Origin of the sequence: Clostridium sp. MCC345, from assembly GCF_018785345.1 — a bacterium.
GTDB classification, from domain to species: Bacteria; Bacillota; Clostridia; order Lachnospirales; family Anaerotignaceae; genus Anaerotignum_A; species Anaerotignum_A faecicola.
This window is the reverse complement of the sequence record NZ_WQPP01000008.1, coordinates 1-26,268: the sequence shown is the minus strand read 5'-3', so window position 1 is coordinate 26,268 and position 26,268 is coordinate 1. Positions and strand designations below refer to the sequence as shown.

The 26,268-nt window shown below is 42.9% G+C and carries 24 protein-coding genes and 1 other RNA gene; 16 read left to right on the top strand and 9 right to left on the bottom strand.

Features of this window, described 5'->3' with window-relative positions:
* Position 1: 1 nt before the first annotated feature.
* From GPK49_RS01790 to rnr, 5 genes are all read left to right on the top strand, one after another.
* The gene (locus tag GPK49_RS01790; protein ID WP_215676550.1) at positions 2 to 406 is read left to right on the top strand and encodes a DUF2634 domain-containing protein; all 405 of its coding nucleotides are present in this window, start codon (positions 2 to 4) and stop codon (positions 404 to 406) included.
* Positions 403 to 1,476, top strand: coding sequence for a baseplate J/gp47 family protein (locus GPK49_RS01785; RefSeq protein ID WP_016407457.1), 1,074 nt, complete (start codon positions 403 to 405; stop codon positions 1,474 to 1,476). The genes GPK49_RS01790 and GPK49_RS01785 overlap by 4 nt, the downstream gene beginning before the upstream one ends.
* The gene (locus tag GPK49_RS01780; RefSeq protein ID WP_215676549.1) at positions 1,473 to 2,099 is read left to right on the top strand and encodes a hypothetical protein; all 627 of its coding nucleotides are present in this window, start codon (positions 1,473 to 1,475) and stop codon (positions 2,097 to 2,099) included. The genes GPK49_RS01785 and GPK49_RS01780 overlap by 4 nt, the downstream gene beginning before the upstream one ends.
* Before the next feature lie 67 nt (positions 2,100 to 2,166).
* Positions 2,167 to 2,406, top strand: a complete 240-nt coding sequence (secG, locus tag GPK49_RS01775) for a preprotein translocase subunit SecG (RefSeq protein WP_016407455.1) — start codon at positions 2,167 to 2,169, stop codon at positions 2,404 to 2,406.
* A 113-nt stretch (positions 2,407 to 2,519) separates the two neighbouring features.
* The gene (gene rnr, locus GPK49_RS01770) at positions 2,520 to 4,679 is read left to right on the top strand and encodes a ribonuclease R (protein ID WP_215676548.1); all 2,160 of its coding nucleotides are present in this window, start codon (positions 2,520 to 2,522) and stop codon (positions 4,677 to 4,679) included.
* A 55-nt stretch (positions 4,680 to 4,734) separates the two neighbouring features.
* Here the strand turns inward: rnr and GPK49_RS01765 are convergent, their stop codons facing one another.
* Entirely contained in the window at positions 4,735 to 5,712 is a 978-nt protein-coding gene (locus GPK49_RS01765; protein WP_215676547.1) for an RDD family protein, read from the bottom strand.
* Positions 5,709 to 5,855: a hypothetical protein gene (locus tag GPK49_RS01760; RefSeq protein ID WP_215676546.1), complete on the bottom strand. Its 147-nt coding sequence runs from the start codon at positions 5,853 to 5,855 to the stop codon at positions 5,709 to 5,711. Before GPK49_RS01760 ends, GPK49_RS01765 begins: the two co-directional genes overlap by 4 nt.
* 246 nt (positions 5,856 to 6,101) lie before the next feature.
* Here GPK49_RS01760 and smpB point away from each other — a divergent pair, with 246 nt between their 5' ends.
* Positions 6,102 to 6,575, top strand: a complete 474-nt coding sequence (gene smpB / locus GPK49_RS01755; RefSeq protein ID WP_016407451.1) for an SsrA-binding protein SmpB — start codon at positions 6,102 to 6,104, stop codon at positions 6,573 to 6,575.
* 52 nt (positions 6,576 to 6,627) lie between these two features.
* Positions 6,628 to 6,986, top strand: a transfer-messenger RNA (tmRNA) gene (ssrA, locus tag GPK49_RS01750).
* 72 nt (positions 6,987 to 7,058) lie between these two features.
* Here ssrA and GPK49_RS01745 read toward each other — a convergent pair.
* The 5 genes from GPK49_RS01745 to GPK49_RS01725 all read right to left on the bottom strand — a co-directional run bounded on the left by GPK49_RS01745 (position 7,059) and on the right by GPK49_RS01725 (position 12,581).
* Entirely contained in the window at positions 7,059 to 8,273 is a 1,215-nt protein-coding gene (locus GPK49_RS01745; protein WP_318283802.1) for a tyrosine-type recombinase/integrase, read from the bottom strand.
* 542 nt (positions 8,274 to 8,815) lie between these two features.
* The gene (locus GPK49_RS01740) at positions 8,816 to 9,937 is read right to left on the bottom strand and encodes a phage/plasmid primase, P4 family (protein ID WP_215676545.1); all 1,122 of its coding nucleotides are present in this window, start codon (positions 9,935 to 9,937) and stop codon (positions 8,816 to 8,818) included.
* A gap of 431 nt (positions 9,938 to 10,368) precedes the next feature.
* A complete protein-coding gene (locus GPK49_RS01735) occupies positions 10,369 to 10,965 on the bottom strand; it encodes a hypothetical protein (protein WP_215676544.1) in 597 nt (198 codons plus the stop codon).
* A gap of 269 nt (positions 10,966 to 11,234) precedes the next feature.
* Complete coding sequence (locus GPK49_RS01730) at positions 11,235 to 12,224, bottom strand: hypothetical protein (protein WP_215676543.1); 990 nt, start codon at positions 12,222 to 12,224, stop codon at positions 11,235 to 11,237.
* Positions 12,225 to 12,407: 183 nt separating this feature from the next.
* Positions 12,408 to 12,581: a helix-turn-helix domain-containing protein gene (locus tag GPK49_RS01725; RefSeq protein ID WP_215676564.1), complete on the bottom strand. Its 174-nt coding sequence runs from the start codon at positions 12,579 to 12,581 to the stop codon at positions 12,408 to 12,410.
* 527 nt (positions 12,582 to 13,108) lie between these two features.
* Between GPK49_RS01725 and GPK49_RS01720 the strand changes: the two genes are divergently transcribed.
* From GPK49_RS01720 to GPK49_RS01700, 5 genes are all read left to right on the top strand, one after another.
* A complete protein-coding gene (locus GPK49_RS01720) occupies positions 13,109 to 13,483 on the top strand; it encodes a DUF3846 domain-containing protein (RefSeq protein ID WP_215676542.1) in 375 nt (124 codons plus the stop codon).
* A gap of 11 nt (positions 13,484 to 13,494) precedes the next feature.
* Positions 13,495 to 14,613 carry an amidoligase family protein gene (locus GPK49_RS01715; protein ID WP_215676541.1) on the top strand — a complete coding sequence of 373 codons (1,119 nt, stop codon included), beginning with the start codon at positions 13,495 to 13,497 and terminating at the stop codon, positions 14,611 to 14,613.
* On the top strand, positions 14,613 to 15,557 hold the full coding sequence (locus tag GPK49_RS01710; RefSeq protein WP_215676540.1) for a class II glutamine amidotransferase: 945 nt from the start codon (positions 14,613 to 14,615) through the stop codon (positions 15,555 to 15,557). The genes GPK49_RS01715 and GPK49_RS01710 overlap by 1 nt, the downstream gene beginning before the upstream one ends.
* 176 nt (positions 15,558 to 15,733) lie before the next feature.
* The gene (locus GPK49_RS01705; protein WP_215676539.1) at positions 15,734 to 16,285 is read left to right on the top strand and encodes a recombinase family protein; all 552 of its coding nucleotides are present in this window, start codon (positions 15,734 to 15,736) and stop codon (positions 16,283 to 16,285) included.
* Positions 16,286 to 16,349: 64 nt separating this feature from the next.
* Entirely contained in the window at positions 16,350 to 17,477 is a 1,128-nt protein-coding gene (locus GPK49_RS01700) for a protein kinase domain-containing protein (RefSeq protein WP_215676538.1), read from the top strand.
* 53 nt (positions 17,478 to 17,530) lie between these two features.
* On the opposite strand, the gene GPK49_RS01695 is transcribed toward GPK49_RS01700, so the two are convergent.
* Entirely contained in the window at positions 17,531 to 17,950 is a 420-nt protein-coding gene (locus GPK49_RS01695; protein WP_215676537.1) for a helix-turn-helix domain-containing protein, read from the bottom strand.
* 103 nt (positions 17,951 to 18,053) lie between these two features.
* A complete protein-coding gene (locus tag GPK49_RS01690; protein ID WP_215676536.1) occupies positions 18,054 to 18,380 on the bottom strand; it encodes a helix-turn-helix domain-containing protein in 327 nt (108 codons plus the stop codon).
* A 170-nt stretch (positions 18,381 to 18,550) separates the two neighbouring features.
* Between GPK49_RS01690 and GPK49_RS01685 the strand changes: the two genes are divergently transcribed.
* The 4 genes from GPK49_RS01685 (at position 18,551) to GPK49_RS01670 (ending at position 25,964) form a co-directional block, all read left to right on the top strand.
* Positions 18,551 to 21,199, top strand: a complete 2,649-nt coding sequence (locus GPK49_RS01685) for a dynamin family protein (protein ID WP_215676535.1) — start codon at positions 18,551 to 18,553, stop codon at positions 21,197 to 21,199.
* Positions 21,160 to 21,696: a hypothetical protein gene (locus GPK49_RS01680; RefSeq protein ID WP_215676534.1), complete on the top strand. Its 537-nt coding sequence runs from the start codon at positions 21,160 to 21,162 to the stop codon at positions 21,694 to 21,696. Before GPK49_RS01685 ends, GPK49_RS01680 begins: the two co-directional genes overlap by 40 nt.
* 456 nt (positions 21,697 to 22,152) lie before the next feature.
* Positions 22,153 to 25,002, top strand: a complete 2,850-nt coding sequence (locus GPK49_RS01675) for a helicase HerA domain-containing protein (protein ID WP_318283799.1) — start codon at positions 22,153 to 22,155, stop codon at positions 25,000 to 25,002.
* Positions 24,999 to 25,964 (top strand): hypothetical protein, encoded by a 966-nt coding sequence (locus GPK49_RS01670; protein ID WP_215676533.1) that lies wholly within the window; start codon positions 24,999 to 25,001, stop codon positions 25,962 to 25,964. Before GPK49_RS01675 ends, GPK49_RS01670 begins: the two co-directional genes overlap by 4 nt.
* The last annotated feature ends 304 nt before the right edge of the window (positions 25,965 to 26,268 follow it).

The following is a 26,268-nucleotide window of genomic DNA, read 5'->3' as shown; positions in this document are numbered from 1 at the left end:
GATGACACCGATACAGGAAACGGAAATTGACATGGAGAAGCTGGAAGAAAGGACGATGCCGAGCCTGACATGGAAAATCAACGAGGAGAAGGCAGAGGTGCGCGGCGAGACAGATGAGCTGGACGCGATGCGGCAGGCGGTTTCTAAAATTTTGCAGACGGAGCGGTATCGTTATGCGGTTTATGACTGGAATTACGGCGTGGAACTGGAGGATTTATACGGGAAGAATGTATCGTATGTGATTCCGGAGCTGAAAAGGCGGATTGAGGATGCCCTGCTTGCGGATGACAGGGTGACGGCGGTGACGGATTTTTCCTTTCGGGAGGAAAAGGGCAGCGTGACGGCGGCATTTACGGTATATACGATTTTCGGGGAAGTGACGGCAGAGAGGACGGTGGATATATGATGGCGGTAAGCTATGAGGAACTGATGGAGAAAAAGCTGGACAGGATTGATGACAGAAGGGATAAGCGGCAGGGCAGCCTGATTTATGACGCGTTGGCACCCAATGCGGCGGAAACGGCGCAATTTTACGCAGATTTGGATTTGCTGGCGGACAGAACCTTTGCGGATACGGCTGTGGGCGAGGATTTGACCAGACGGGCGGCAGAGAGGGGAATGCTGCGAAAGGGCGCGGTGAAGGCAACCTTTTACGGGCGTTTTCTGGATGCGGACGGAGCGGTATATCCTGTGGAAAACGGGACAAGATTTGCACTGGAGGAATATAAATATATCGTACTGGGGAGAGAGGCAGACGGAAGATATATTCTGGAATGTGAAACAGAGGGGGCGTGCGGCAATGTGTATCTGGGGGAGCTGCTGCCCTTGGAAACGATGCCCGATTTAGCAAAGGCAACACTGGAGGAACTGCGGACGGACGGCGAGGATGCGGAAGGCGACGAGGAGCTGCGCAAACGCTTTTTTGCAAGCTTTGATGCGGATGCCTTCGGCGGAAACATTGCGGATTACAAGAGGAAGGTGAACGCGATGCAGAATGTGGGCGGACTGAAGGTTTATCCCGCGTGGAACGGGGGCGGCACGGTGAAGCTGGTGCTGATTGACCAGGGATGGCGCAGACCGACGGAAACAGAGCTGGCGGCATTGCAGAAGGAGATTGACCCCGAAAGCAAGGGGGAAGGCTACGGAATTGCGCCGATTGGGCATAAGGTAACGGTGGAAGGAGTGACAGAGGTGCGCTGCAATATTGCGCTGCAGCTTTCTGTGGCGGAGGATGTGACGAAGGGAACGGTTCTGACGAAGCTGACGGAGGGATTTTCGGCATATTTCGAGGAGCTGCGGAAGAACTGGGCGGACAGCGACTTTCTGACGGTTCGTATCAGCCATCTGGAATCAAGGGCATTGGAGACAGATGGCGTGGTGGATGTTTCGGACTGCGGCATCAACGGCGGCAGCGGCAACCTGATTCTGGGGGCGAATGATGTGCCTGTGCTGGGTGAAATTGAGGTGAAGCAATGACGGAGAACAGATATGAAAAGCACTGCCCGTGTACGGTGAGCGAATTGAGAGAGTTTCGGAAGCTGGGAGAAATCGAGGGGACGATTTTGGAAGAAGCGGCGGCGACAAAAGAGACACTGGAACGAAACCAATGGATTCTGACAGCGGAAAAAAGCGGTCTTTTGCGACTGGCAGGGATGATGGGCTTTTTCGGGGCAGAGCAGATGGAAACAGAGGAGCTGCGGGAGGAAATCCTTTCGCGCTGGTGCAGCCGCAGTCCATATACCTATTTTCATTTGCAGGACTGGCTGGACGGGTGTGTGGGTGCGGGAAATTATACCGGTACACTGGAGAGGGAAAGCTACAGACTGCGGCTGGTACTGGAATTATGCGTGAAGGAAAAACGGGAGTTTTTGCAGAAGCATCTGCGGAAAATTATTCCGGCAAATCTGGTTTTGCAGGTGAATCTGAATGTGAATACGCATGGGAAGCTGCACAGAATGCGGCACGGCGAGATGAAGGAAAAAGGGCTGACCTACGGCGGGATTCCCTTTGAAATTTTGCCGGAGGAGAAAGGAAACAGTGCAGTTTCGGGAGAAAAACTGTTGCAGAGAATGAGAAGATGTGCTACAATACAGAAATAGTGGGGAGAAATGTCCCCAAGTGTGACGAGATTCCACTCGGCGGAGTGAAAATACAGGAGGTTTTGGCATGTCTACAATCGGTATGGTATTAACAGTTATTTTGATGATTCTTGCGGTGATTCTGGCAGCAATCATTCTGATGCAGTCCAAGCGTTCCGCAGGTCTGGGCGCAGTAAGCGGCAACAGCAGTGATACTTACTGGAGCAAGAACAAAGGGAATTCTGTGGAAGGCGCACTGGAAAGATATACAAAAATCGGCGGCGCACTGTTCATGATTCTTGCGCTCATCATTAACCTGGTAGGTTAACAAATGCAGAAGAAGATGCCTTTTCGGGGGCATCTTTTTTTATAGGTTTATGGGATTGATAGGACAGAGAGCTTTTGGGCAGGATAAGCACGAGAAAGCATAAGGAGAAGGACATGGACGAGACGGACATTTTAAAGGAAAGAAAAGAACGGATTCTGGCATATATGGAAAGCGAAGGATATGTTCCCATAAAGCGCAGAGATATGCGCGCGATGCTTTCTGTGCCGCAGGAGGACAGAGAAAAATTTGAGAACCTTATCAATGAGCTGATTGCGGAGGGACGTGTATTTGAAACAAAGAAGGGCAAGCTGGCTTCCCCGAAGGATTTGCAGATGGCAACGGGGACATTTATCGGACACGCCAGAGGGTTTGGATTTGTGACACCCGACGCAGGAGGCGAAGATATTTTTATTCCGGCGAGCGAAACGATGGGCGCGATGCAGAAGGACAGAGTGCTGTATAAGGTGCTGCATAAGGCGGAAAAGGGCAAAAAGGCAGATGGCGTAATTGTACGGATTCTGGAACGAGGACAGCAGCGGATTGTTGGCACATTTGAGGCAGGCAGCAAGGGCTATGGCTTTGTGGTAGCGGATGACAAGAAGATTGCGAAGGATATTTTTATTTCCAGAGAAAACACAAAGGGTGCCGTGACGGGGCATAAGGTCGTTGTGGAAATTACGGATTACGGCGAGGACAGACGCAATCCGGAGGGAAAGGTCATTGAAATTTTGGGGCATATCAATGACCCCGGAGTGGATATTCTTTCGGTGATTCGCAGATATGAACTGGCGGTGGAATTTCCGGAGGAGGTTTATGCGGAGATTGAGCACCTTGGGACAGAGGTTGCCGAGGCGGACAAAAAGGGCAGAGAGGATCTGCGCGACCTGCTGACGATTACGATTGACGGCGCGGATGCGAAGGACTTAGACGATGCGGTTTCTCTGAAAAGGTTGGGGAACGGTAATTTTGAACTGGGTGTGCATATTGCGGATGTTTCGCATTATGTGCGGGAGAATACGGCACTGGATAAAGAGGCTTACGCCAGAGGGACAAGCGTTTATCTGGTGGATAGGGTGATTCCTATGCTGTCGCATAAGCTGAGCAACGGAATCTGTTCGCTGAATCCGCATGTGGATCGGCTTGCGCTAAGCTGTCTGATGGAAGTGAACGGCAGGGGCGAGGTGGTAAGCCACAGAATTCTGGAGAGCATAATCAATTCGGATTACCGCATGACCTATACGGCGGTGCGCGAGATTCTGGAGGACGGAACACCTGCGTTATTGGAGCAGTATGCGGAAATTCTGCCTATGCTGGAGGATATGGAGGAGCTGCGGCAGATTCTGGGAGAAAAAAGAAGAAAACGCGGGTCTGTGAATTTTGATTTGCCCGAATCGAAAATCATTCTGGATGAAAACGGAAAGCCGATTGACATCAAGCCTTATGAAAAAAGCATTGCGACAAACATGATTGAGGAATTTATGCTGGTGTGCAACGAAACAATCGCGGAAAATTCCTTCTGGCAGGAAATGCCGTTCATGTATCGTAGCCATCAGGAGCCGGATGAGGATAAGCTGGAAAAAATGGAGCAGTTCCTGCGTGGCTTTGGCTATTATCTGCGGAAAAAGGACGGGGAGATTCACCCGAGAGAGCTGCAGAAGGTTTTGCAGAAGGCAGAGGAAACGGACGAGGAACGCATTATCACCAGAATGGTGCTGCGGAGCATGATGCAGGCAAGATATACGGCGGAAAACGGCGGACATTTTGGGTTGGCGGCAAAATATTATTGCCATTTTACCTCTCCGATTCGCAGATATCCCGATTTGGAAATTCACCGCATGATTAAAAAAATGCTCCATGGAGAACTGGATGAAAAGGCATCTGCCTATTATCGCAGAAAAATGCCCGATTGGGCAAAGCATTGCTCCAAGCAGGAACGCGTTGCGGAGGACGCGGAACGGGATACGGATGCACTGAAAAAGGTGGAATTCATGGAGGATAAGGTTGGTCAGATTTATGAGGGCATCATTTCCGGTGTGACGAACTGGGGGATTTATGTGGAACTGCCGAATACCATTGAGGGCATGGTGGCACTTTCCCAGATGGATGATGATTATTATGAATTTGATGAAAAGAAAATGCTTGTGTTCGGGAAACGGACGAAGAAAAGCTATCGTCTGGGGGATAAGGTCGTTGTTTCCGTGGCGAAGGTAGACCGCATGATGGGGACGATTGATTTTGCCTTTGCAGAGGAAATCGATGATTTTCAGGAATAAAGAAAAAAGGAAGGTCAGACTGAGAGAAAACGGTCTGACCTTTTTCTGTAGGAAGTTAATGTTGTTCCAATGTGAAGGTAAGGGAATAGTAGGTTTCCTTTGCATCCTCATCCGGACCGATGGAATAACTATTGTGCTTATCCACATTGTAGCCAACCAGTGTAATTTCCTGTATGATGCGGAGGTTGCCTGTTTCGATGGTGTAACTGCAATAGGGGTGTCTATCCATATAGTTGAGGACGGAGGAAATCCGCTGTGGCTCCTGTGTATCATCGGAGGAGAGAAGCTGACCGCTGATTCGTTCTAAATCCGGATGGAGAAAATCAATCTGTGTACGCAGGAGTGCCATGGCGAGCAGGGGATTTTGCTCCAAAGGGGAAAGAAGATCTCCCTCGGTATCCGTGAGGGTATAGGAAAAGGAAGATAGTTTTCCGTTTTCCTCTTGAATGACAGGCTCAGAGCGGACGACATTCGGAAGAAAAATCAGAAATGAGAGGTCATCTTCGCCTTCCTTCCATTTGCCGTCCTTCGTCAGCGAAGGAAGGGTATCCAGTTCAGCATATTCCAGAAGATGATTATAATTTTCTGAGAATTCCGCAACGGTCAGAGTGTTGCCGTTGGGAAGGATCGTCCAGGTATGGATGAGAAATGTGAAAATGCCTGCAAACAGCACGATGACAATATAGCCGAAGGCAGAACGCAGACGGAACGGTTTTACTTCATAGCAAAGGTCATTATCCCAAGGCAGAGTTCCTTCTTCGGTATAGATTTCGTAGCATTTATAATTGCGATACAGGCTGTAAAACGGGATGGCATAGCCTTCGCCCACATAGAAAATTTTGACAAGACGCTCAAATGCCTGTGAGCGTGTCAAAAGACTGCCATCCTTCTGATGAACGGAAAGCCCAAAGAGCCATTTGCCGGGAGTTTTGCCCCATTTGGAAAGAAACAGCGGCTCTAAAAGGAAGAGAAACAGCCAGCAGAGATAGGTTTCCAGAAGCGTCCATGCGAAAGAGGAATTGCTTGCCTTCATTGGAGAAAAAAGGAAAGACAAAGGTTAAGAAGCGTGGCAAGCAGCCCAAGGTCAAGACTGCGTGCGAAAAATCTGCGCCAGGGTGCTTTCAATGGTGTCTGCGTTTCGTTTGTTTCGGTGGAAAGAATTACGTCTGTTGTCATAAAAAAGCCTCTCTTTCTATGGCAGAGATACAAGTGTCTGTTATGATTTAGTGTAACAGAAAAAAGACGGGTTGTGTGAAAAATGGAAAGATTGTAAGAAAAGTGTAAGAAACAGGAGGGATATCTTAAAAGGAAGTTTTTTGTAAATAAAATGAAATATTTGTAACCGAATCGTCATTTGATTTTTTTGATAGAATATGATATAGTTATTTCTGCAATAGAAGATTGTCGGGGAGGTGATTCTGTATGGCAAAAGGAAAAGGAACAAAGTTGATTGCGCAAAACAAAAAGGCATATCATGATTATTTCATTGAAGAAACCATACAGGCAGGCATTTCTCTGGCAGGGACAGAGGTAAAAAGTCTGCGCATGGGTAAGTGCAGCCTGAAGGAAAGCTACATCCAGATTAAGGATGGAGAGGCTTTCATCTACAACATGCACATCAGCCCATACGAGCAGGGGAATATCTTTAATAAAGACCCGCTTCGCCCCAGAAGGCTTCTGCTGCATAAAGCGCAGATTCGCAAGTGGGACCATGAGGTGCGTGCGGCAGGGTATACGGTTGTTCCCTTGAAGGTATACTTCGACCGCAGCTATGTGAAGGTGGATATTGCTCTGGCGAAGGGCAAAAAGCTCTATGACAAGAGAGACACCATTGCAAAGAATGATATGCGCCGTCAGGCGGAAAAGGATTTTAAAATCAGAAATCTTACTTTATAAGTTTGTCGTTTACAGCCATTTCACCGAAAAGGCGTGAAGTTTCACGATTTACGGGGATGCAATGGTTTCGACGGGAGTCTTGAAAGTAGGAATAGCCATCCGCGGACCAGTGAACCGCGTCATCAAGCTGGAACCTTTTTTAAAAAGAAACGACAAAAATAATTTTGCACTGGCTGCCTAATTAACGGCGCCTGTCGGCCTTCGGTTTCTCACCGCTGAAGAATCCGGCATCGACTTGGTGGGGCACTTTTCTGCCTAAGCTTTGCGGCAGGGAAAGATTCATGAAGCTACTGAGGGGTAAAGCCTGTCAATCGGCGTTGCAACGAGGGAATGGAAAAAGACTGACTGTGATGGGAGAAGTTCTTATGGATGGGTTTTCGGACAGGGGTTCAATTCCCCTCATCTCCATTCAGAAGCCTTGAAAACATGGGGTTTTCAAGGCTTCCACTTTTTGGAGTAATCAAAAAGGTAATCAATGAGGGCTTAATTTGCCCGGAATTCCGGGATTTGGCTCAAAATATCTTGTTTTACTTCAATCGTTTTTCTGTTACGGTGGTAATGCGTTTCTGTACAGAGAATATCCGTATGCCCCATAACATCCTTGATTAACCTATGGTCTATGTTGTTATCCAGCAGAATAGAGCCGTAGGTTTTTCTGATTTTATGGGGAGATTTCGGATAAATCTCTAGCTTTTGGCAAATGGTGCGAAGTCTGGAACGGACGCTGTTTGTTGTCAGCCGTCCGTTTCGTCCCATGAATACGTATTCGCCAAAAGGATTCAGCAGGCGGATTCTTTTCAGGAGCCAGGCATAATCAGCAGGAACAGGAATGGTTCTGACACCTGCTGCGGATTTTGGAAAATCCTTTACTTCATAAACATTTTTTCCTGCTTCGTTTTTGTATCTGGTTTCCGTTCTTCTGACCTTTACAGAGAGTTCATCAAAATCTTCATGTTTCAGGGCAACCAGTTCGCCAACTCTGAGTCCTGTTACGAATATCAGACAGATAGCCAGGTTTGTAGAATCAGGATTCTTCATCAGATAATCCAGAATCAACTGCATTTCCTGATCATTGTATACTTCCTGGTAATCCTCTTTGATCGTCTTTTTGAATGTAGTGTCGGTCAGATCCAGACGTTGAAATACATCCTCTGCGGTAAAGCTGATGAGATCCGTTGCGCTTGCCCGCTTCAGGAACCCTTTGGTGAGAGATTTCAGATTAGAAAAGCTTTTAGCAGTCAGATGATAGGTAGATATCTGATCTTCCAGAAAGTCAATAAGATCACGTTTGTCCAGGTGCTTCAGCTTTTCTTTGCCAAAGACGCTGTAATGCCGTCGGAAAATTCTGAGATTACGCTCATAGGTTGATTTTTTAATTTTTCCCAGAGATAATCGCCTGTCGTTCCATTCAGAGAAAACACCCTCAATCGTGGGATTTTCTTCTAAATTTCTGTAGAAGGAAATGATCTCATTATGAAGGGAGTTTTCACTTTTCCGTTTGATTAAGGTTCGACCGTTTTTGCCATAGGGAAGATAAGTACGCCAGAAGGCATCTTTCCCCTGCCAAATTTTTTGTGTATGTTTACTTAAATACTCTTTGCGTTTTTGCATTTCAATCGCGCGTTCCACATTTCCTATATCAAGCATACCATTGGATGCGAGATACTGCAAGATTTCATCAGAATTTCGATTTTTCATGATTATAACAAGGAGCCTGAGATTTTTCTGTGTGCAAATGCTCCTATCCTTTCTTCAGGCTGGGAACCGATTCTGCATATGGTTCCAAAATGATGTCAGGAAGGGCTCAGGGAATTGGTTTTTGCGCCAATGTTTCGATGTAAATTTAGATATGGATAATTTTATAATAAAATTCCTGCCATCTCACTTTGCTAAGGACTCGTATTTTGCAGATCAGAAGCCTTTAGCAATACGACTTGAAATCTCATGATATATGCACAAATAATTTATATTATGTTGATAGAGAACAGAAGCACATTGGGATGATTACAGCAAGTTTGTACCGAATTTCCACGTTTTGCTCTTATGTGCTCTGTATTTTTTGAAATTAGTTTTATACATAGACCTGCATACAATGGTGCCTGATTGGTGCCCAGCCTGCTTTTCGGAGGATATTGCCTCGGTCTATGTCAGGAAAGTCCACAGGTATTCAAATGCCCTATTTGAATACCTGTGGAAATTTTGATTGTCTTAAGAAAGATTGCATGTTTTTGGTTAAACCATCAGTCTGTCAGCCGAATTCCTCTGTATCCTCGAGAATCCTGCCCATTTGTACGCTTGATCGGCGAAACAGAGGGCATGCTTCTTATGATTCCGGAAAAGGTACGGCTAAACTCTGTTCGATTCAGAATTTCCTGCCCTTCTGCAATGCAATTTTCCTGATATGCCAGAAAGAGCTCATTTGTAGCTGTTTCTGCATCTTCATCCAGAATACAGCAGTTATGGATAAAATCTGTTATAAAAACAACAGATTTCCTGGAGTCTTCCGCCTGATATTCCGACGGAACCTGTGTCCGTGTGATGGAAAAGTTGTTTTCCATCAAGTCTCTGTAAGCATCGATTGCTTGTGAAACAATATACGGCGCTTCAAGCAACAGCTGCTGATAGAGTTGTTCCTTTCTTCTTTCCTCCGGGACTGCCGCTGCAAAGGGGATGATAACCATACGGTTGAGCAGAGCATCCTCGTTGGACATATTGGGAATGCGGATAGGGTGATTTCCAACGAAAATATACAGAGGCTTTTTATAAATCGTTTTCGGATTTTTATATTTCGCCTCTATTTTTATGGAATCGTTCCCGACGGCCTGCTTGATTGTGCCGATCGCGGCAGTGGGCAGGGGCGCATCTGGCAAATCCGGACATAAGCAAATACGCTTATCTTCGATATTTGCCATTGCAAACTTGCTCCCTAATTCCTGAATACCGGAAATATTGACGACCTGATCATGCCCCAGAAGCTCAACCAGAAATCTCGAGAACTGCGTTTTTCCGCTGTTAGATGGTCCGAGTAATGCATAGAATACCTTCGCTTCGTATCCGGTGATTGCCAGACCGATGAGCTCTAACAGCTGGCGGCGAATATCCGGATTTCCGGCACTGATATCCTCCACAAACTGCTCAAAGACAGGACCATTGGCTGCGTGGCTCAATTCCTTATAGGAGATATTCAGAAAATGGAAGAATCCATCTTCTGGACAATGTGGGTAAAACTCCATGGTTTCGAGATCCAACGTTCCATCCTTGAGGTTTAGCTTGTGTAATGTGGGCGGAAATTCCTCTTGCTGCTGAATGGTAGAATCAATGAGCAACAGCTCGTAGATTTGCTGATATTCATGCCAGGTCATACAGAAGTCCAAGTGATTTTTCGTGAATAACTCGTTTAAGGTTACACGACTTTCATGGGCGTTCAGACGATTCCAGCAAGGGGATGAAAATTCACAGAGGTCTCCCTGATATACCATCAGAGTCAACTTCTCTTTTGCAAAGTCTTTCAGGGAAACCAGATTCAGATTGTCCTGTTTTTTCGCCAGACCCTGTGATAGATCTGGGATACCCAGAGGAAGCTTTTTGGGCTTTTGCAGAATAGCACCAAATTCCGAATATACCCTTCTTATTACTCGAAGCCCTCTGTAAATCTCCTCTTCGTTTTTCTTATAGTGGAAAAGAGAAAGGGGATAAGGCATACTTTCTGTAGAGAGACCAGTAAAAGGTTCATTTTTCGGTGCTGATGGAGAGAAAGGGGGGAGCAATTTTGATTGCTCCCGATCTTTTTCACTCATTCGATTTCACCTCCCATCAGGTAAGAAATCATATTGGAAGATTCCTCAGAGCCTTCCTCATTATTGGTTTCCTTTTTGTAATCTACACAATCAATATGCTGAGATGAAATCTGAAATTTGGCGTGCATTGCTTTTGCTTCAGAGATAAAAAGCTTATAAATTTCTATTTCCTGAGCAAGAATAACAAATTTATATTCTGCATCAAATTTTGCATAAAGCATGAGAGGAATCTCTGCATAGTCTGGCTTAGTGATTTCTTCAAGACTTTTGGGAGGAGTGATCATTGCAATACACTGCAATGTGTTATCACCTTCCTCAGAGTTGCTGAGTTCATCCCAATTTTCTGTAGATAAAACAAACCAGGATTGACGGGATTTATGCTGTTTTCGCATAATGAGTTGAAAAGGGAAGGAATTCTTATCCATATAGGAATCGTTTATTCTTACCCATAGATGTGAAACTTCCAGTGGTTTTCCGTAGCCATAAAACAATAAATTGCCTTCCCCATTTTTGATAAGCCCAAATACGCCGGGTTTTCCTTTGTACAGGGCATCTAGTGCAGATGTAGTTGATAATCTTGTATTTAGATTCATAATAAATTCTCCTTTCATATAGAAAAAGTGTTTTTAGTTTTTCTGAACGGCCATTCATTGAGCATAGTATAAACCAAAATTTGGCTTCTATTGAGTGTAAAAAAACTGACGCAAAAAAAGCTAAAATTTACTCTTTTTAAATATTAAATAATGTGATATAATAAAATATTATTTAAATTTAATTATTTAAATTTAAAAATCCGCTGATATTTATCAGCGGATTTTTATAACTATTTTACTTTTATTACATAGTGGTTAGACAGTAAGATTTAAAATGGATTCAAGTTATCCTTTTTCAACTGTGCGGAGATTTTATTATAAAGTTCTTCACTACTTAGTCTTTTTGAAAAGTTTTCAATTTCTTCTAATGAAGTAAGGTATGGTTCAATTTCAGGCGCAATCGCTATCATTTCAATAATTGCTTTTATCATTGAATTGTTTCTTGTAGTTAAGCGATAACTGAGTTTTTCTACAGGAAGATCATCTATACTTAAAATGCTTCTTTGTATTAGCATATTTATAGTCTCCTCTCCTTTTGGGGGCAACGTTTTTTTAAATTCTTCTTGCTCTAAGTCCCGTAGTTTTTTAAATTCAGAAAGGTAATGAAACCATTTTTTAATTGCCTCTTCCTGCGCAGTACGAAAGTCAGAATATATTTTTGTAAATTCTTCGTTTATAAGCGTATCTATAAAAATAATATCATCTGGCTGGGCGTGGGCAATTTTTTCAGAGGCTTGTTCGAATAAATCATAATTTCTTTGGTAGCGGATAGATTTTAACAAATGCATGACACCTGGTAACTTAAAGACATCTTCTACTAAAGGCTGAGCAGTGCGACAGTGTTCCCGAAAGGTACAGTAGACCTCTTCCGGATTGGGGTATTCCTCTGGAAATTCACTGGTATCTATATTGTATTGCAGGTTTGAGCAGATACGCTCGATAATCCAATTATATTTTTCTTCGCACTCTGCATGTGTTATTTTTTTACGCAGATCTCGATAGACAGTGTTGCTGTTTTCTGGAGAGTACTTATATGATCTGAAATTACAAAAATCGAGGAGCAGTTCTTTTCCATCTTCATTAAAACACCATTCGTTAGAGTCGTTTTTAAAACAATCAACAGGGACGGATATTCGAAAAAGAAAATCCTCAAAGTTTTTACGAATTTGATCGCGCTCACTTTTGTAACTAATATCACGAGAAATGTACAATTCTTCGCAGACATCCTTTAATGAATAACAGTCTTTTATATTTTCCAAAGTATTCACCTCCAAATAATGACTGCTTTCATTATATAATATCTTCACAAAAAGAAAAGCTTTTCTTGTAAGGATAGTAGGACAGATGGGCGGATGGGCAGGTATAAATTAGGATTTACAGGGTTTTTAACAGGATATATCCCTATAAAATAGTTTTGATTTGCCCATCTGCCCATCCGCCCACTACATATTTCTATGTATAAATGCCTGTAATGAGGATTTCGGAACTCTCCAGAGTTTTCCAATTCGAAAAGCTGGCAGTTCTCCAGAGTGTACCAGTTTATAAAAGGTCGATTTTCCGATGTACAGGTAATTCATACATTCTTTCGGACTGAGACAATCATTCTCAAGTTCCATTTCATCTAGGTTGAAAAAACCGCAGTTGTTCTTTTTATTCATAAAAATTCCTCCTGAAAATGTTTATTCCGCTATGAGGTTATTGTTTTGTATTTTATAGGATTGTTTTGTGTTATTTAGTGTTATTTTGCACTTTTATAATCATGTATTTTTTATAGGATAAAGCTGATTCGCCGCAATTACCGGCAATGAAAAAGAACAAAAATTTTCTGCTTTCTACGGAAAAACCGATATGGTCATTCCTCGAAACAGAAAAACGGTACGACTTGATAAAAAATGAAAGGAGTGAACATCCATGCTGAAACTGATTTTAACTGTCCTGCGCGACATCCTCTGGGAAATCGCAATGGGCTTCATTCAGACCAGAGCAACTGCCTGATAACAAAAAGGAAAAATGAAAAAGAGAGAGGAGTGACTTGCCAATGAAAAACTGACACCCGCTTCCAAAGAGATTTGGAGTATATTGATTGCTGGTGTTGCGGCAGCTTTATGTGCAGCAGTCGATATTATTTTAAAGGATGATGAAAATGAAAATTTTAAAACTGGAACCAAATGAAGCACCTGTCGTGGTGGAAATCGAAGGCAGTCTGGCATCCATGCAGTCCGTTGTGGGCGGCAGGATACAGGCTGTTTTTCCTTTTCCGGAAGAAGTTGCACTCATCTGCAATGAGGAAGGAAAGCTGATGGGACTGCCCTATAACCGCGCTTTGCGTCACGAAGAAACCGATGAAGCGTATGACATCATCTGCGGCACCTGTTTTCTTTGCGGTGCGCCTGCGGATTGTGACAACTTTACCGATTTAACGCCCGAACAGCTACAGAAAGATACGGAATATTACAGACAACCCGAGCGGTTTCTGAAAATCGGCAACCATATCATTGTGATAAAAGAGGAGAGGTAAGGAGGATATTTATGGAAACAACATTCAACTGTGATCTTTGCGGTATGCAGCACCCGATTACGGAAGAGAACGAAATGGATGGATTATTGATTTGCACAGACTGTATGATGGAGGAAACAGAGGTCTGCCAGCACTGCGGTACGCGTATCTGGCGTGGAGATAACGCCGGTGACGCAGTCACTCCCTTATGCCAGTCCTGCTATGATATGTACTACACGCGCTGTAGTGAATGCAACGAAATTATCTACGAAAGCGATGCCTACTACATGGACGATGACGAGGATACACCTTATTGCTATCACTGTGCGGAAAATTATCGGCGGTGCAGCGGCATCCACGCATATTCCTACAAGCCAAAACCCATCTTCCGCGGAGAGGGCATGCGCTTCTTTGGCGTGGAATTGGAGATTGACGAGGGCGGCGAGCTGGAAGCCAATGCAAAGGAGTTGCTGAAATTAGCGAACAGCGAAGCGGATGAGTTCATCTACTGCAAGAGCGACGGCTCTCTTTCTGAAGGCTTTGAAATCGTATCGCATCCATTTACGCTGGATTATCACATCAACGAATTTCCTTGGGATGAAGTTCTGCATCGTGCGGTGGAACTGGGGTATTTATCACACAGCACGGATACAGCAGGCTTACATATCCATGTCAACCGCACTGCTTTCGGTGCTACGGAAGAGGTGCAGGACAGAAGTATCGCAAGAATTCTGTATTTCATGGAAGCGAACTGGAATGAGCTTCTGCGTTTCTCTCGTCGTACGCAGTATCAGATGAACCGCTGGGCGGCAAGGTATGGCTATAAGGAGCATCCGGCTGACATTCTGGACCATGCCAAGAAGGGCTATGGCGGCGAACGATATTCCTGTGTCAATCTCCAGAACTACAACACCATAGAGTTCCGCATCTTCCGTGGCACCCTGAAATATAACACCTTTATCGCCACATTACAAATGGTCAATCATATCTGTGATGTGGCACTTGTCTTTTCTGATGATGAAATCAGAAACTTATCGTGGAGCAGTTTTGTTGCGGACATCCCGAAGGAAACCTACCCCGAGCTGATTCGCTATTTAAAGGAAAGAAGATTATATATCAATGAACCCATGGAAACGGAGGAGGAAATCTGATGTGTTGTCTTTATAGAATGATGGACTATAAGAAGAAATTAACAAGCTGTCAGAAAACGCATATCATTTCTGTATTGTCGGCTTTTTGTGAAGCAAGAGGAACGGATGCAACCGGTATTGCTTACCAGACCTGTGGCAGATTACATATCTATAAACGCCCTGTTGCGGCGCATCGGATGCGGTTTCGTATCCCCGAGAGAGCAAATCTGATTATGGGGCATACGCGCATGACGACACAGGGCAGTGCCAAGCGAAACTACAATAATCATCCGTTTCGTGGGCGTATCCGAAACAACGATTTCGCCCTTGCGCATAACGGTGTCCTGCAAAATGACGTATCCCTGAGGAAGAAAAATCATCTGCCCAAATCAAAAATCCAGACAGACAGCTATGTAGCGGTGCAGCTGCTGGAGCAGAACAGAGCCCTTGACCTGAACAGCCTGAAAGAGATGGCGGAACAGGTTGAGGGCTCCTTTGCGTTTACGGTGATGGATGTGCAGAATAATCTCTACTTTGTCAAAGGCGACAATCCCCTCTGCATTTACCATTACCCCAAAACAGGGCTGTACCTCTACGCTTCAACAGAGGAGATTCTGCAAAAGGCTCTGGATGCCCTGCATCTGCCGTTGGAGAAGCCAGAGAAAATCAATGTGTTCTGCGGAGAGATTCTCAAGATTGACAGCAGCGGCAATATCACCAGAGGCTCCTTCTGCAACGATCATCTGAAAGCTTCCTATTATAATTCTTATGCCACTCACCCTTGGAGCTGGCGGTGTGGTTATGATATGGCATATATTGAGGCCTACTATGGGACAAGTTACATCGAAGAGCTGAAATCCGTAGCCGGGGCGTTTGGCTATTGTGCGGATGATGTAGAACATCTGCTGGAGGAAGGGTTTAGTCCCGAAGAATTGGAAGACTATTTCTACGGATGTGAGTGTTAAAAGCGTTTCGTTAGGGTATACCTGATTGGGACAGTGGAAAAATGTCCCATCTACATCGGTTTTCCTATTTTGGAACGTTCCATCTGACGGGAGAACCCTAATGGGACAGATATAGAAAATAAGGGAAGGGTGTTATCATTCTTCCTTTATTTTTTGCAATGGAAGGAGGAATAATTATGAAAATCGGATATATCAGAGTAAGCACTGCAGAACAGAATACCATTCGGCAGGAAACGCTGATGGAAGCCTTGGGTGTGGATGAAATTTATATGGATAAGGTCAGCGGTAAGAATACCAACCGCCCGGAGTTGCAGAAAATGCTGCACTATGTGCGGAAAGGGGATACCGTTATTGTGGAATCGATTAGCCGCTTCGCAAGAAATACGAAAGACCTTCTGGAGTTGGTCGAACAGCTTACTGCAAAAGAGGTGGAATTTATTTCTCAGAAGGAATCTATTGATACATCTACTCCTGCCGAAAAATTTATGCTGACGATTTTTGCCGCGGTTGCCGAACTGGAACGAGAATATATTCTCCAACGCCAAAGGGAAGGCATTGCAGAAGCAAAGAAGCAGGGAAAGTATCAGGGCAGAAAAGCGAAAATCCATCCCGATGCAGAAAAGGTCATGAAAAGATGGCGAGAAAAAGAAATCACCGCCACTGCGGCAATGCAGTTGCTGGGGGTGAGTAAAACGACATTTTATCGGATGGTGAGAAAATTTCCTTAAAGGAAGTTTACTTGTATCTCCGTTCCTTCCTTGTTATACTGAAAGCAGCAAGGGGGCGTACGAGATGGAACGAGTGGATACATTCAAAGAGGGCAAGGTTTATCTTGTCTATGATGCAGAACATCACCGTATGGCGGTGGAAAAGCATTTGCAGGGGGATTTTCGGATTTATGAGCAGCTGCAGGCATTGCCGCATTTGTATCTGCCGAAGCTGTATGCGGTTTCCTATACGGAAAACGAAACAATCGTATGGGAGGAATATATCACAGGGAAATCGTTGGAGCAGATTCCTGCAACGGAAAAGCAGGTGACGAAATGGTTGTTTGAGCTTTGCGATGTGCTGCGATTTCTGCATCAGCATCATATCCTGCATCGGGATATCAAGCCTTCCAATCTTCTGCTTGGCAGTGACGGTCATATTCGCCTGATTGATTTTGATGCGGCGCGAGAGGAAAAGGAACAGGCGGAAATGGATACGCGCCTGCTTGGCACACGCGGCTATGCACCACCCGAGCAATATGGCTTTGCGCAGACGGATGAACGGGCAGATATCTATGCCCTTGGCGTTACGGCGAAGGAGTTGCTTGGTAAAGCGGCAAAAAAGCGGCGTTGGAAGCATATTCTGAAAAAATGTACGGCATTGGAGCCTAAGAAACGGTATCATCATGTTTGGCAGATTACATGGGCAATTCGCTTCGGGCAGATTCGCCGCAGGCTGTTGTATCCCTTGATGATTGTGTGGCTTACGCTTGTGACGGGCTTTGCAGTATGGAGCTATGCAGTGGATACGGATTTTCGGGAGGTAATGAATGTCGTTGTTTTCACTTCCTACCGGGATAGTGTTTTTGCTACGGTGGATATCAAACAGATTGAACAATCGAATGTGAAGCTGTTTGTGTTTTCGGGGGATGAGAAGGAAGTGTATGACCGATTGAAAGAAAAGTATCCTAATGTGAATTTTATCTCCACAGGCTATTGCACGAATCAGGGATATCTGCTGTTCGGGATGTTTTCCAGAACATATAACTACGATACAGGGAAAACATATTATAATTATAAAGGATTTAAAGGGCTTTGTTATATTAAGGGAGGGGGAGAAGTCGCTATAATTCCGCCCGAGATGTGCGATTCGTATGCTCCTGCGGTCTTAAAGCTATATCACCTGGATGTTTTTGATACAAACATCTTTTAATCCATATTTTCATAGAAAAAGGGTACCGACTTAGGCATAGTCGGTACCCTTCTTTATTCCAATACTTCAATTTCATGATCATATAGCACTTCGTTTGCCCCTACAATATCCATTTTCTGATTGATAGCAAAGAGCAGAAGTGCATCCCTTCTGTCACGGGGATATAGCTCCCGATAGCCTGCCTGTTTCAGAAGCTTTTGTGTTTCCTCTGCATTTAATTCCAAGCCAAACGCCAACGCAATGACCTTGTCCCGAGAGGGAAATTTCTTTCCGTTAAAAATTTGATAGACATAGGATTTATTCAGATTTGATTTTCTTACAACGTCCGCAACCTGACAGTCCTTTTTCGGAAGCCATTCATTCAAACAATCCGCAAGGGTGTTCAGATGCATTTCTTCCTGATTGCGCTCCATATAATCCAGAATATTTTTTGCACTTTTGATTTCGTTCATCAATTCAGCTGTATCTTTCATTGCTCTCACCTCTGCCACCAGTATAGCATACCTGCGGCGGAAAAGAGTGTACTGCAAGTGTACTTTTTCGGAAGAAAAATTATTTATAATAGCGGAAAAGGTGTCAGCGTTCCTTCATTAAAAATAGTTTCAGAACCTCTTCCGCCAGAGAAAGCTCTCTCGGTGTGCAGCGGTTTAGTAAATCAATGACGGCGGAAGGGTCGCCTGCTTCTACTCCGTCTCCGAAGATGATGTATTCCATCGGAAGGTGCATGGAATGGGAAAGCTTGATGAGGGTATCAATGGACATTTGGGACGTGCCGACCTCAAGTTGCCCGTAATAGCCGGAGCCGATGTCTGCTAATTCGGACATTTTGTCTCGGGTCAAGCCAAGCTCCTGTCTGCGCTTGCGTAAACGATGCCCGATTTCGATTAACTGCTGTTTTTCCATGACGCTTCACCACCTGTTTTTTTGTTTGGTATTTCTATTGTAAAATATGTGGAATCACGATAGAATATGCTATAAGATAACTAAAATAGTTACTTATAAAAGAATCGAAAAATGATATTTTTCTAAAGTATGTATAAAGCTGAATCAGGATGCAAATGAGGAGGTAGCAGATGAAGACGATTGAGATAAGCTATAACCCGTATAAGATGATTACGAAAATGCTTATAAACCAAGTTGATGTTTGCCGGAATCAGAGCTATGAAAAATTCAAGGACTTTATTGAGAATGAGATTCCTCTGCAAACATGGATTGAACCGATTGAATATCGGGATTGGGCAGGTTTTGTAAATGAAATATCAGACCCGGAAACCAATGACGAGGTGAAAGTTATTTTTTCGGGGAGAAAGATAGATTTTGATGATTTGAAGCGTGCGATTGCGGATCAGAATGAGGATCGTTCCGAAGAAACGCGTGTAAGATATACATTCGAGCACAAAACGATACGGGATGATAAGATCTTGGCGCAGAACATTGAAGAGGTTGTTTCGGAATTAAAATCTCCTCGTTTCCGTGAACTGATTCAGCAGAGAACGACAGAGGAATTAAGCAAAAAATATAACGAACTGGATGAAAATTACCAAACGGCAAAAGAAAATCTTTTTTATATTGTTCTGGCAGGTGGGTATAGCTCCGGTAAATCCACTCTGCTCAATGCGCTGATTCGTCATGATATCTTGCCTACATGTGAGGGGACCTGTACTTCTAGGAATTGTAGGATTCACCATGACAGTTCCTTGGGGAAGAAGGTATCTCTGGCTTGCTATGATGAAAATGATAAGATTGTGATTGAAAAAAGAATTTTTGAAAATGATAGTGATTGTGCGGATCTTTTTTGGGAAATCTGTCCGATTCGGGATGAAAATACTGTGGATAAATATCCGGAAGTGGCTATGATGGAGTTAGGTGTTGATTTATCCCATCTTTATCCTGACAGCGTAAGCGAAGATACGTTTACGATTGTTCTAATTGATACTCCGGGGATGGACAGTTCCCAATCAAGTCAGGATGGAATAAACAGGCATGCGGAAATTGCATTGCAGGCAATGTCTATGGAAAGTAAGCCGATGATTATACTTTGTGTTGATGCGAAGAGTCGCGAGAATAAGAACATTGGGGAGTTTATGCGGGAGATTATCAATCAAACGAAAGAAGAAAGCGGATTCAATGACAGATATCTCTTTTTAATGAATAAAAGTGATGCTAGTTCTTATGCGGCGAATAGATCAAATAGAAGAGGTGAAGTCTTTTCGAATGCTGAAAGTGTAAAAGCGGCATTTGCTGCGTATTTGACAGATAGTTCCAAATGGGGGATTGAGGGCGAGGAAGATGAGTTAAAACAGCTTGCCGAAGAAGCAGCTCGTTTTGTTCCTCGTATCTTTATGACAACAGGGCTGGTTGCTTCTGCAATACAGTGTGGAGCTGATGCTTTTACAGATGAGGAGTTGAAGGATCCGTATAAAAAATATTTACATAAAAAATTAGAAGATTTCAAAGAGGAAATTTGTGGTCCGAGAATACAAGAAGACTTTTGCTTATCCAGATACTGTGATATTCCAAACTATAGAAAGGATGAAATCGAAAAAGAATTTCATGATGCGCTTGAAGCGGGGAGAGATACCAGAGCGGCGGAACTGCAGTGCGGTCTTGTTTCTGTAGAGTCTGCCATCAAGGATTATATTGCAAGATATGCGTATCCGATAAAGGTTCGTGGATTATTAGATACCTTTGAGGATATTCTGGAGGATGTAAATAACTTTAATGATGGTATCCTTGCTGATTTAAAGCAGATGGAGAAAGATCTGGGGGAAAGAAACCGAGACAGGAAGGAGGCGAGAGAAACAAGAAAAAGCGCAGAAGAAAAAATTGGCGTTCTCGAAAAAACAGAAGAAAAAATTGAAAGCCAGATGGACGTACTGGATGGTATAAAATTAGATTCAAATGCGTTGAGAAGTGCTGTCAGTGATTTTAGAGCGGATCTTGAAGCGGAAAAGGAGGTTACCTTTATTCGCTGGCACTATAAAATTTCAACTGGACAGAAATCTCGTGCAGAGGTGGAGCATGAAATTAATGAGAGAGCCTCGAACATTAAAGATGCTTTTGCCAGAAATCTTTCTAAAATAAATAAAAAATTGGAAGAAATTGAAGCAATGTATAATACTCAAATTCTTACCGTATTTGGTTTTTTAAAGTCTGCGGTGAAAGAATTGGAGGACTCGGGTGTTTTTCAGCAGGGTGAGTATAAGTTTACAGATAGTGTTATGTGGAAGACGAATTTTAGAAATATTGATGCTGAAAAACTTGCTTTCGATATGAAGAGAAAAGTTGTAGATAAGGAGATAAGAAACGAAAAGGTCGGCAATTCCAAAAAGCGGGAATGGGGTTCCAGCTGGAATCTATTTAAAAAATTCGGCTCCCTTTTTATGGAAGACTATAAAATTGAAGTTAGGAACATAGATGGCTATTACGAAACGAATGAATTGAACCATAATCTGGATGCCTATTATGCCTACGTGGAAGAAGAAAGAATTAACATGGAGCAAATGTTCGAGCAAATTCTGGAAGGAAGTAAGCATCAGGTGCAAGAGATGATAAAACGACTGCTGAAGGAATTGCAGCAATTTCATTCTGATATTCGGAAACAGGAGCAGCGCATTGAGGAACTTGGAAAGTCCATAAATGAATTGAATAAGGCAATCGAGGAAAATGAAGAAACCTGCAGATGGCTCAAGGATTTGAAAGTAAAAATAGAGGAGGAATAAATCTGTTTAGAACATTTGATGAGAAAGCTTTTCGACAGGCAATTAACGATAAGGATTTTTTTCGCTTAAAAATTAGCATGGTTAGTGCAATGTTGGGTGATCCTACTTTCGAACATGGCGAAGCGGAATATGTTTTGAAAACCCTTGAGGAACAAGTTCCTGAAATTTTTGAAAAATATGTCAAATTAGGCTATGAGGAAGAATTGGAACGAAGTGCTTGGGACAAACGATATTTTACGAAACTGGTCTATTGGTTTCAGGAAAACTTTGCCAAAGAACGTGTGCCTTACATTAAAGAGGTGGGACAGGTTGTTCACAGAGATACTGCTGAGCAGTATAAGCGTTCTATGATGCAGGAAGAAACTCCGAAAGTACGGTCGAAAGAGACGAAAGCACAGAGGGTAGAAAACGGAAAATTTCCGATAGCCAAAGCAGTTCTGGCGGTGGTTGCTCTGGTAATCGTAGTGAGAGTGCTGTTCAAGGCACTGCTTGGCTAAATTGCGATGAAAAAGAAAAAGTTCTTGACATAAATAAGAAGGAAAACGGGGATGCGGAAAGGAAAAATAAACAGGAATCGTTAACAAGCAAGTTGCAGGAAATAGCCCGAGCAAATCGATATAAAAGAGGGGATGAAGTCTATGGAAAAGGATGTTCATGTAGTCAATCCGCTGGTTCTTGATGATTTATATGCTGCATTTGAGGCGGCAGACAACATTGTCCTGAAAAAATATATTGAAAAGCTTTCTGATACGCCATGTATAGAAATGCCGGAGGATTTAAAAAGCATAGAAATCGGTGAAAATGTTTCTTTGTACAGAGTGGTGAGAGTTGTTTATGATAAAGATGAAAATACGCAGGATAAATTGACTACGGTTTATTCTACTATCTTTTCTCTGGCAAATTACGGATTATTGATGCTGGTCAATGGGCATAAGGATTGTGTTGAGGTATATGTGGGTGTTGTTTCCAGAAATATGGTTACGCAGACGGATGAGAATGGAAATTTCAGGCTCTATGCTGTGGAAAAAGATTTGGTGAACAGCGGCAAGGTATTAAAAAATGCTTTTCTTGGAAATTTCCCTGGAACGGAGCTGCAGCCGGTAAATCCCGTTACATCAAAGAATGTTCTTGGGAAAAGAGATGTGATTGAGGAATCTTTTAAAACTGCGAAATATATCTCTGCGGTCAGCAGCATCCCTGCGATAAGGAATTCAAATGAGTCGAAGAACAGGGAGTTTGTGCAGGGACTGGAAAAACTGATTGACACACTGAAGGGGAAAGAATATACTGCATTGATTATTGCTGATGCAATGAGTAATGAAAAGGTTGAAGCAATGTGCGCAGAATATGAGGATATTTATTCCCAGCTGGCACCATTCAAGGTATCTTCGCAGACAGTGAATGCACAAGATTCGGTTACAGATACCGAAAGTCTGATAAAGGGTGTAACGGATACGACAAATAAAATGCTTGCCAAATCCCTGACGCATGGAACTGCAATCTCTAAGACGCATACTGACAGTACAGGCGGCGGTACATCCTTTGGAATGAATCCGGCAAAGGTTTCTGTGAATTATAATCATGCTTATGCCAGAACCAATGCAGTCACAAATGCTACAATAGATACAGAATCCAGCGGAACCGCAAAGTCTCTTACAGAGCAGAACTCCGTTGCAAAATCTCTTTCGGCCACGAAGGGAGAGTCCCTTCAGCTTAATTATGAAAACAGATCTGTAAAGACGCTGCTTGACCGTATTGACGAGCAAATCAAGAGAATGCGTGCGTGTGAGGATTTTGGCTTGTTTGATACCTGTACATATTTTGCTGCAAAGGACTATGATGTGGTTATTGCGGCAGCCGGTGCATTTAAATCTCTTACGCGTGGTGAGAATTCCTCAGTTGAGTCCTCTGCGGTAAATGTGTGGAAGAATGTGGATGATGTTCAGTATATGAAAGAATATCTGATGAGATTTTACCATCCGGAATTCCTGACTGTAATAGATGAAGAACACCGGTATCCAACAACAGCAACAATGTTGATTAGCGGAAAGGAAATGGCTTATCAGATGGTATTGCCGAAAAAATCTGTTGCCGGTGTCCCTGTTGTGGATTGTGCGGAATTTGGTAGAGAAATCGTATCCCTTGCAGGAAATAAAGGGACAATTCCTCTTGGTAAAATTTATCATATGCATAAGGAAGAGAATACAGATGTAAAGTTAGATGCGAGAAGTTTAACGGCGCATACATTTATTACCGGCTCAACAGGTTCAGGGAAGTCTACAACAATTTATAAGCTGTTGGATGAGCTTTCTAATACTTATATCGGTGATACGGAGAATACCGTAAAGTTTATGGTGATTGAGCCTGCCAAGGGCGAATATAAAAATGCACTTGCGAAAAATAAGCATTTAAACGTGAGTGTTTATGGTACAAATCCTAGAATCACAAAATTATTAAGGATCAATCCCTTTAAGTTTCCGAGTGATAAGATTCATATTTATGAGCATCTGGATAAATTAACAGAAATTTTTAATGTTTGCTGGCCTATGTATGCAGCAATGCCGGCAGTATTGAAAGCAGCAATGGAAAATGCATATCGTTCTGCCGGATGGAACCTTGTAAAGTCAGAAAATAAACATGGAGAGATATTCCCTAGCTTTGTGGATGTGGCGCTGGAAGTGGAAAAGTATATCAACAAAAGTGAGTATTCTGATGAAAATAAGAGCAATTACAAAGGCTCCCTGCTTACCCGTTTGGAATCCTTGACCAATGGCATCAATAGCATGATTTTTTCTGCGAATGATATAGAAGATCAGGAGTTGTTTGATGAGAATGTTATTGTGGACTTAAGCAGAGTTGGCTCCACGGAAACAAAAGCGTTGATTATGGGTATTTTGATTCTGAAGTTGCAGGAGCATCGGATTGCATGTGCGGATGGTAGCAATTCCGATCTGCGTCATATCACGGTATTGGAAGAAGCGCATAATCTGCTCAAGAGAACAAGCACAGAGCAAAGCTCTGAAACAGCAAATCTTTTAGGAAAATCCGTAGAGATGCTGGCAAATTCTATAGCGGAAATGAGAACCTATGGAGAGGGATTTATCATCGCGGATCAGTCTCCCGGTTTGTTGGATTTATCCGTTATCCGAAATACAAATACAAAAATCATAATGCGCCTGCCTGATTTTTCAGATAGAGAGTTAGTTGGTAAGGCAGCTGGATTAAATGATGCCCAAATCATAGAGTTATCCAAACTTCCCTGTGGTGTAGCGGCAATCTACCAAAATGATTGGATTTCACCTGTTCTATGCAGGATTAAAAAAGCAAAGCTGGAGGAAGGGCTGTTTACAGAAACGGAAGATTATCCTGAACCGGAAGATGAATCCCTGCTGTTTAAATTGTTGGATTCCAAATTCAGGGCAAATTTGGATGATTTAGCAATAGAGCAAGCATTTAAAACTACGATCATCAAATCCTCTGTTGCAACTGAGGTGAAGGTTAAGCTTTTGGAGTATCTTTCAGTTAAGAAAAATGCAAGAAGGATGAAACTTCTTGGTTCGATGATTTTTGATTATTTTAAGAATGCAAAGGAGGCTCTTGAAAGGGCAACGGAAGAGAACTCTGTAGAAGAACTCAAGATTGCGATGATTGCAGAACTTGCTCCGTCTGTCATGGAGTATGAGGATGAGCAAATCAATCTTTTAATCACTTTAATTATCAAAGAATATACTGACCGATATGCGATCGATTATCCAATCTGGCGTGAATTTGCAAACTGTGTGACAAAGGGGAAGATAGTATGAACGAATTTAAAGATATAACGAAAGAGATTGAGCAGCCCGAGAAACTGAAAGAGGGCGATAGCCCGAGAATATCAGAAGAAAAGGCTTTGCAGGCAGCTCCTGATATTTATCAGGATGCTTTAAAAAGTTTTGACCTACGCAGTGATGTTACTGAAGAGTCTACTGAGAAAAAAGAAAATGACTGTACGGAGCTTTTGGAAAAAGGCGAAGATGGAAGATATTATGATAAATCTAGGGGATATGATTCTATTGAAGCATGGGAGAAGGAGCAAAGAACCTCAGCAAAGAGATATGACAGCGTAGCGGAGTATTGCAAAAAGAAAGCAGATAAGGAGTGGGCTCGTTTTAAAAATGCGGAAAAGAATGGTGAGTCTGATGCAGAAAAATGGAAACATTATGATCGTGCTCGGGAATATTACGAAAAGGCAGGGGCGAATAAAGCAAAAGGAGAAGCTCTTTGGGCTAAATTAAAAGAATTTGATGAATCTCAATATGCCGATGAACGTATACAATGGGATTATCAAGAAGAGGTACCGGAAAATCAATATACAGGGACAGAGCTTCTTAGAGATATACACTCTTTGCCGTCAGAGTTAATAGGAAAAGGAAGAAGCAAAGAGGAACTAGTTGAGATGCAAACATTATGTGATGTGATTGCATATAGAGTGGATAAGGAAGAAGAAGTTGCGGCAGGAGGGGGCGTGTTGCCGAAATATCAGAGATTGATGGAAGAAGTTGGCTACATGGACGAAGAAGAAATGTGTAATGCAGAGGGATTGAATTTCCATGAAATTTATGATAATGAATCCACGACCTATGGCGAGGAATATCGGAAAGGATTTATTGATTGCATTGACAACAATGTGAGTCCTTTAACAACCAGTGAGGATGAATGTAGCAGTGAAGCGTATTATCAGGGACTTGTAGATGCTGCCGAATTACGGGATTACTTAGAAGGATAAGCATGCAAAAGGCTGTTATGTAGTTAAAGGTTAGGAAGTATTCTAACTATAAAAATAACCAAGATATTTACAATGATAATGAAAATAGATGTTTATCTTTCATTTATCCTATGACTCACAAAGATGGTACTGAGATGGCTGGCTATCTTAAAAACTTAGCATATCTCAGAGATGATAAAATCTTTAATAATAAATTATATATGTCTTTTTAACTATCTTTTTATATGAGACTATGAGAAAAAGTCTGTAAATAAGATTCTTCTATGATATGTGAGGGTGGTAAGCCTGAAAATCAGGCTTCTCA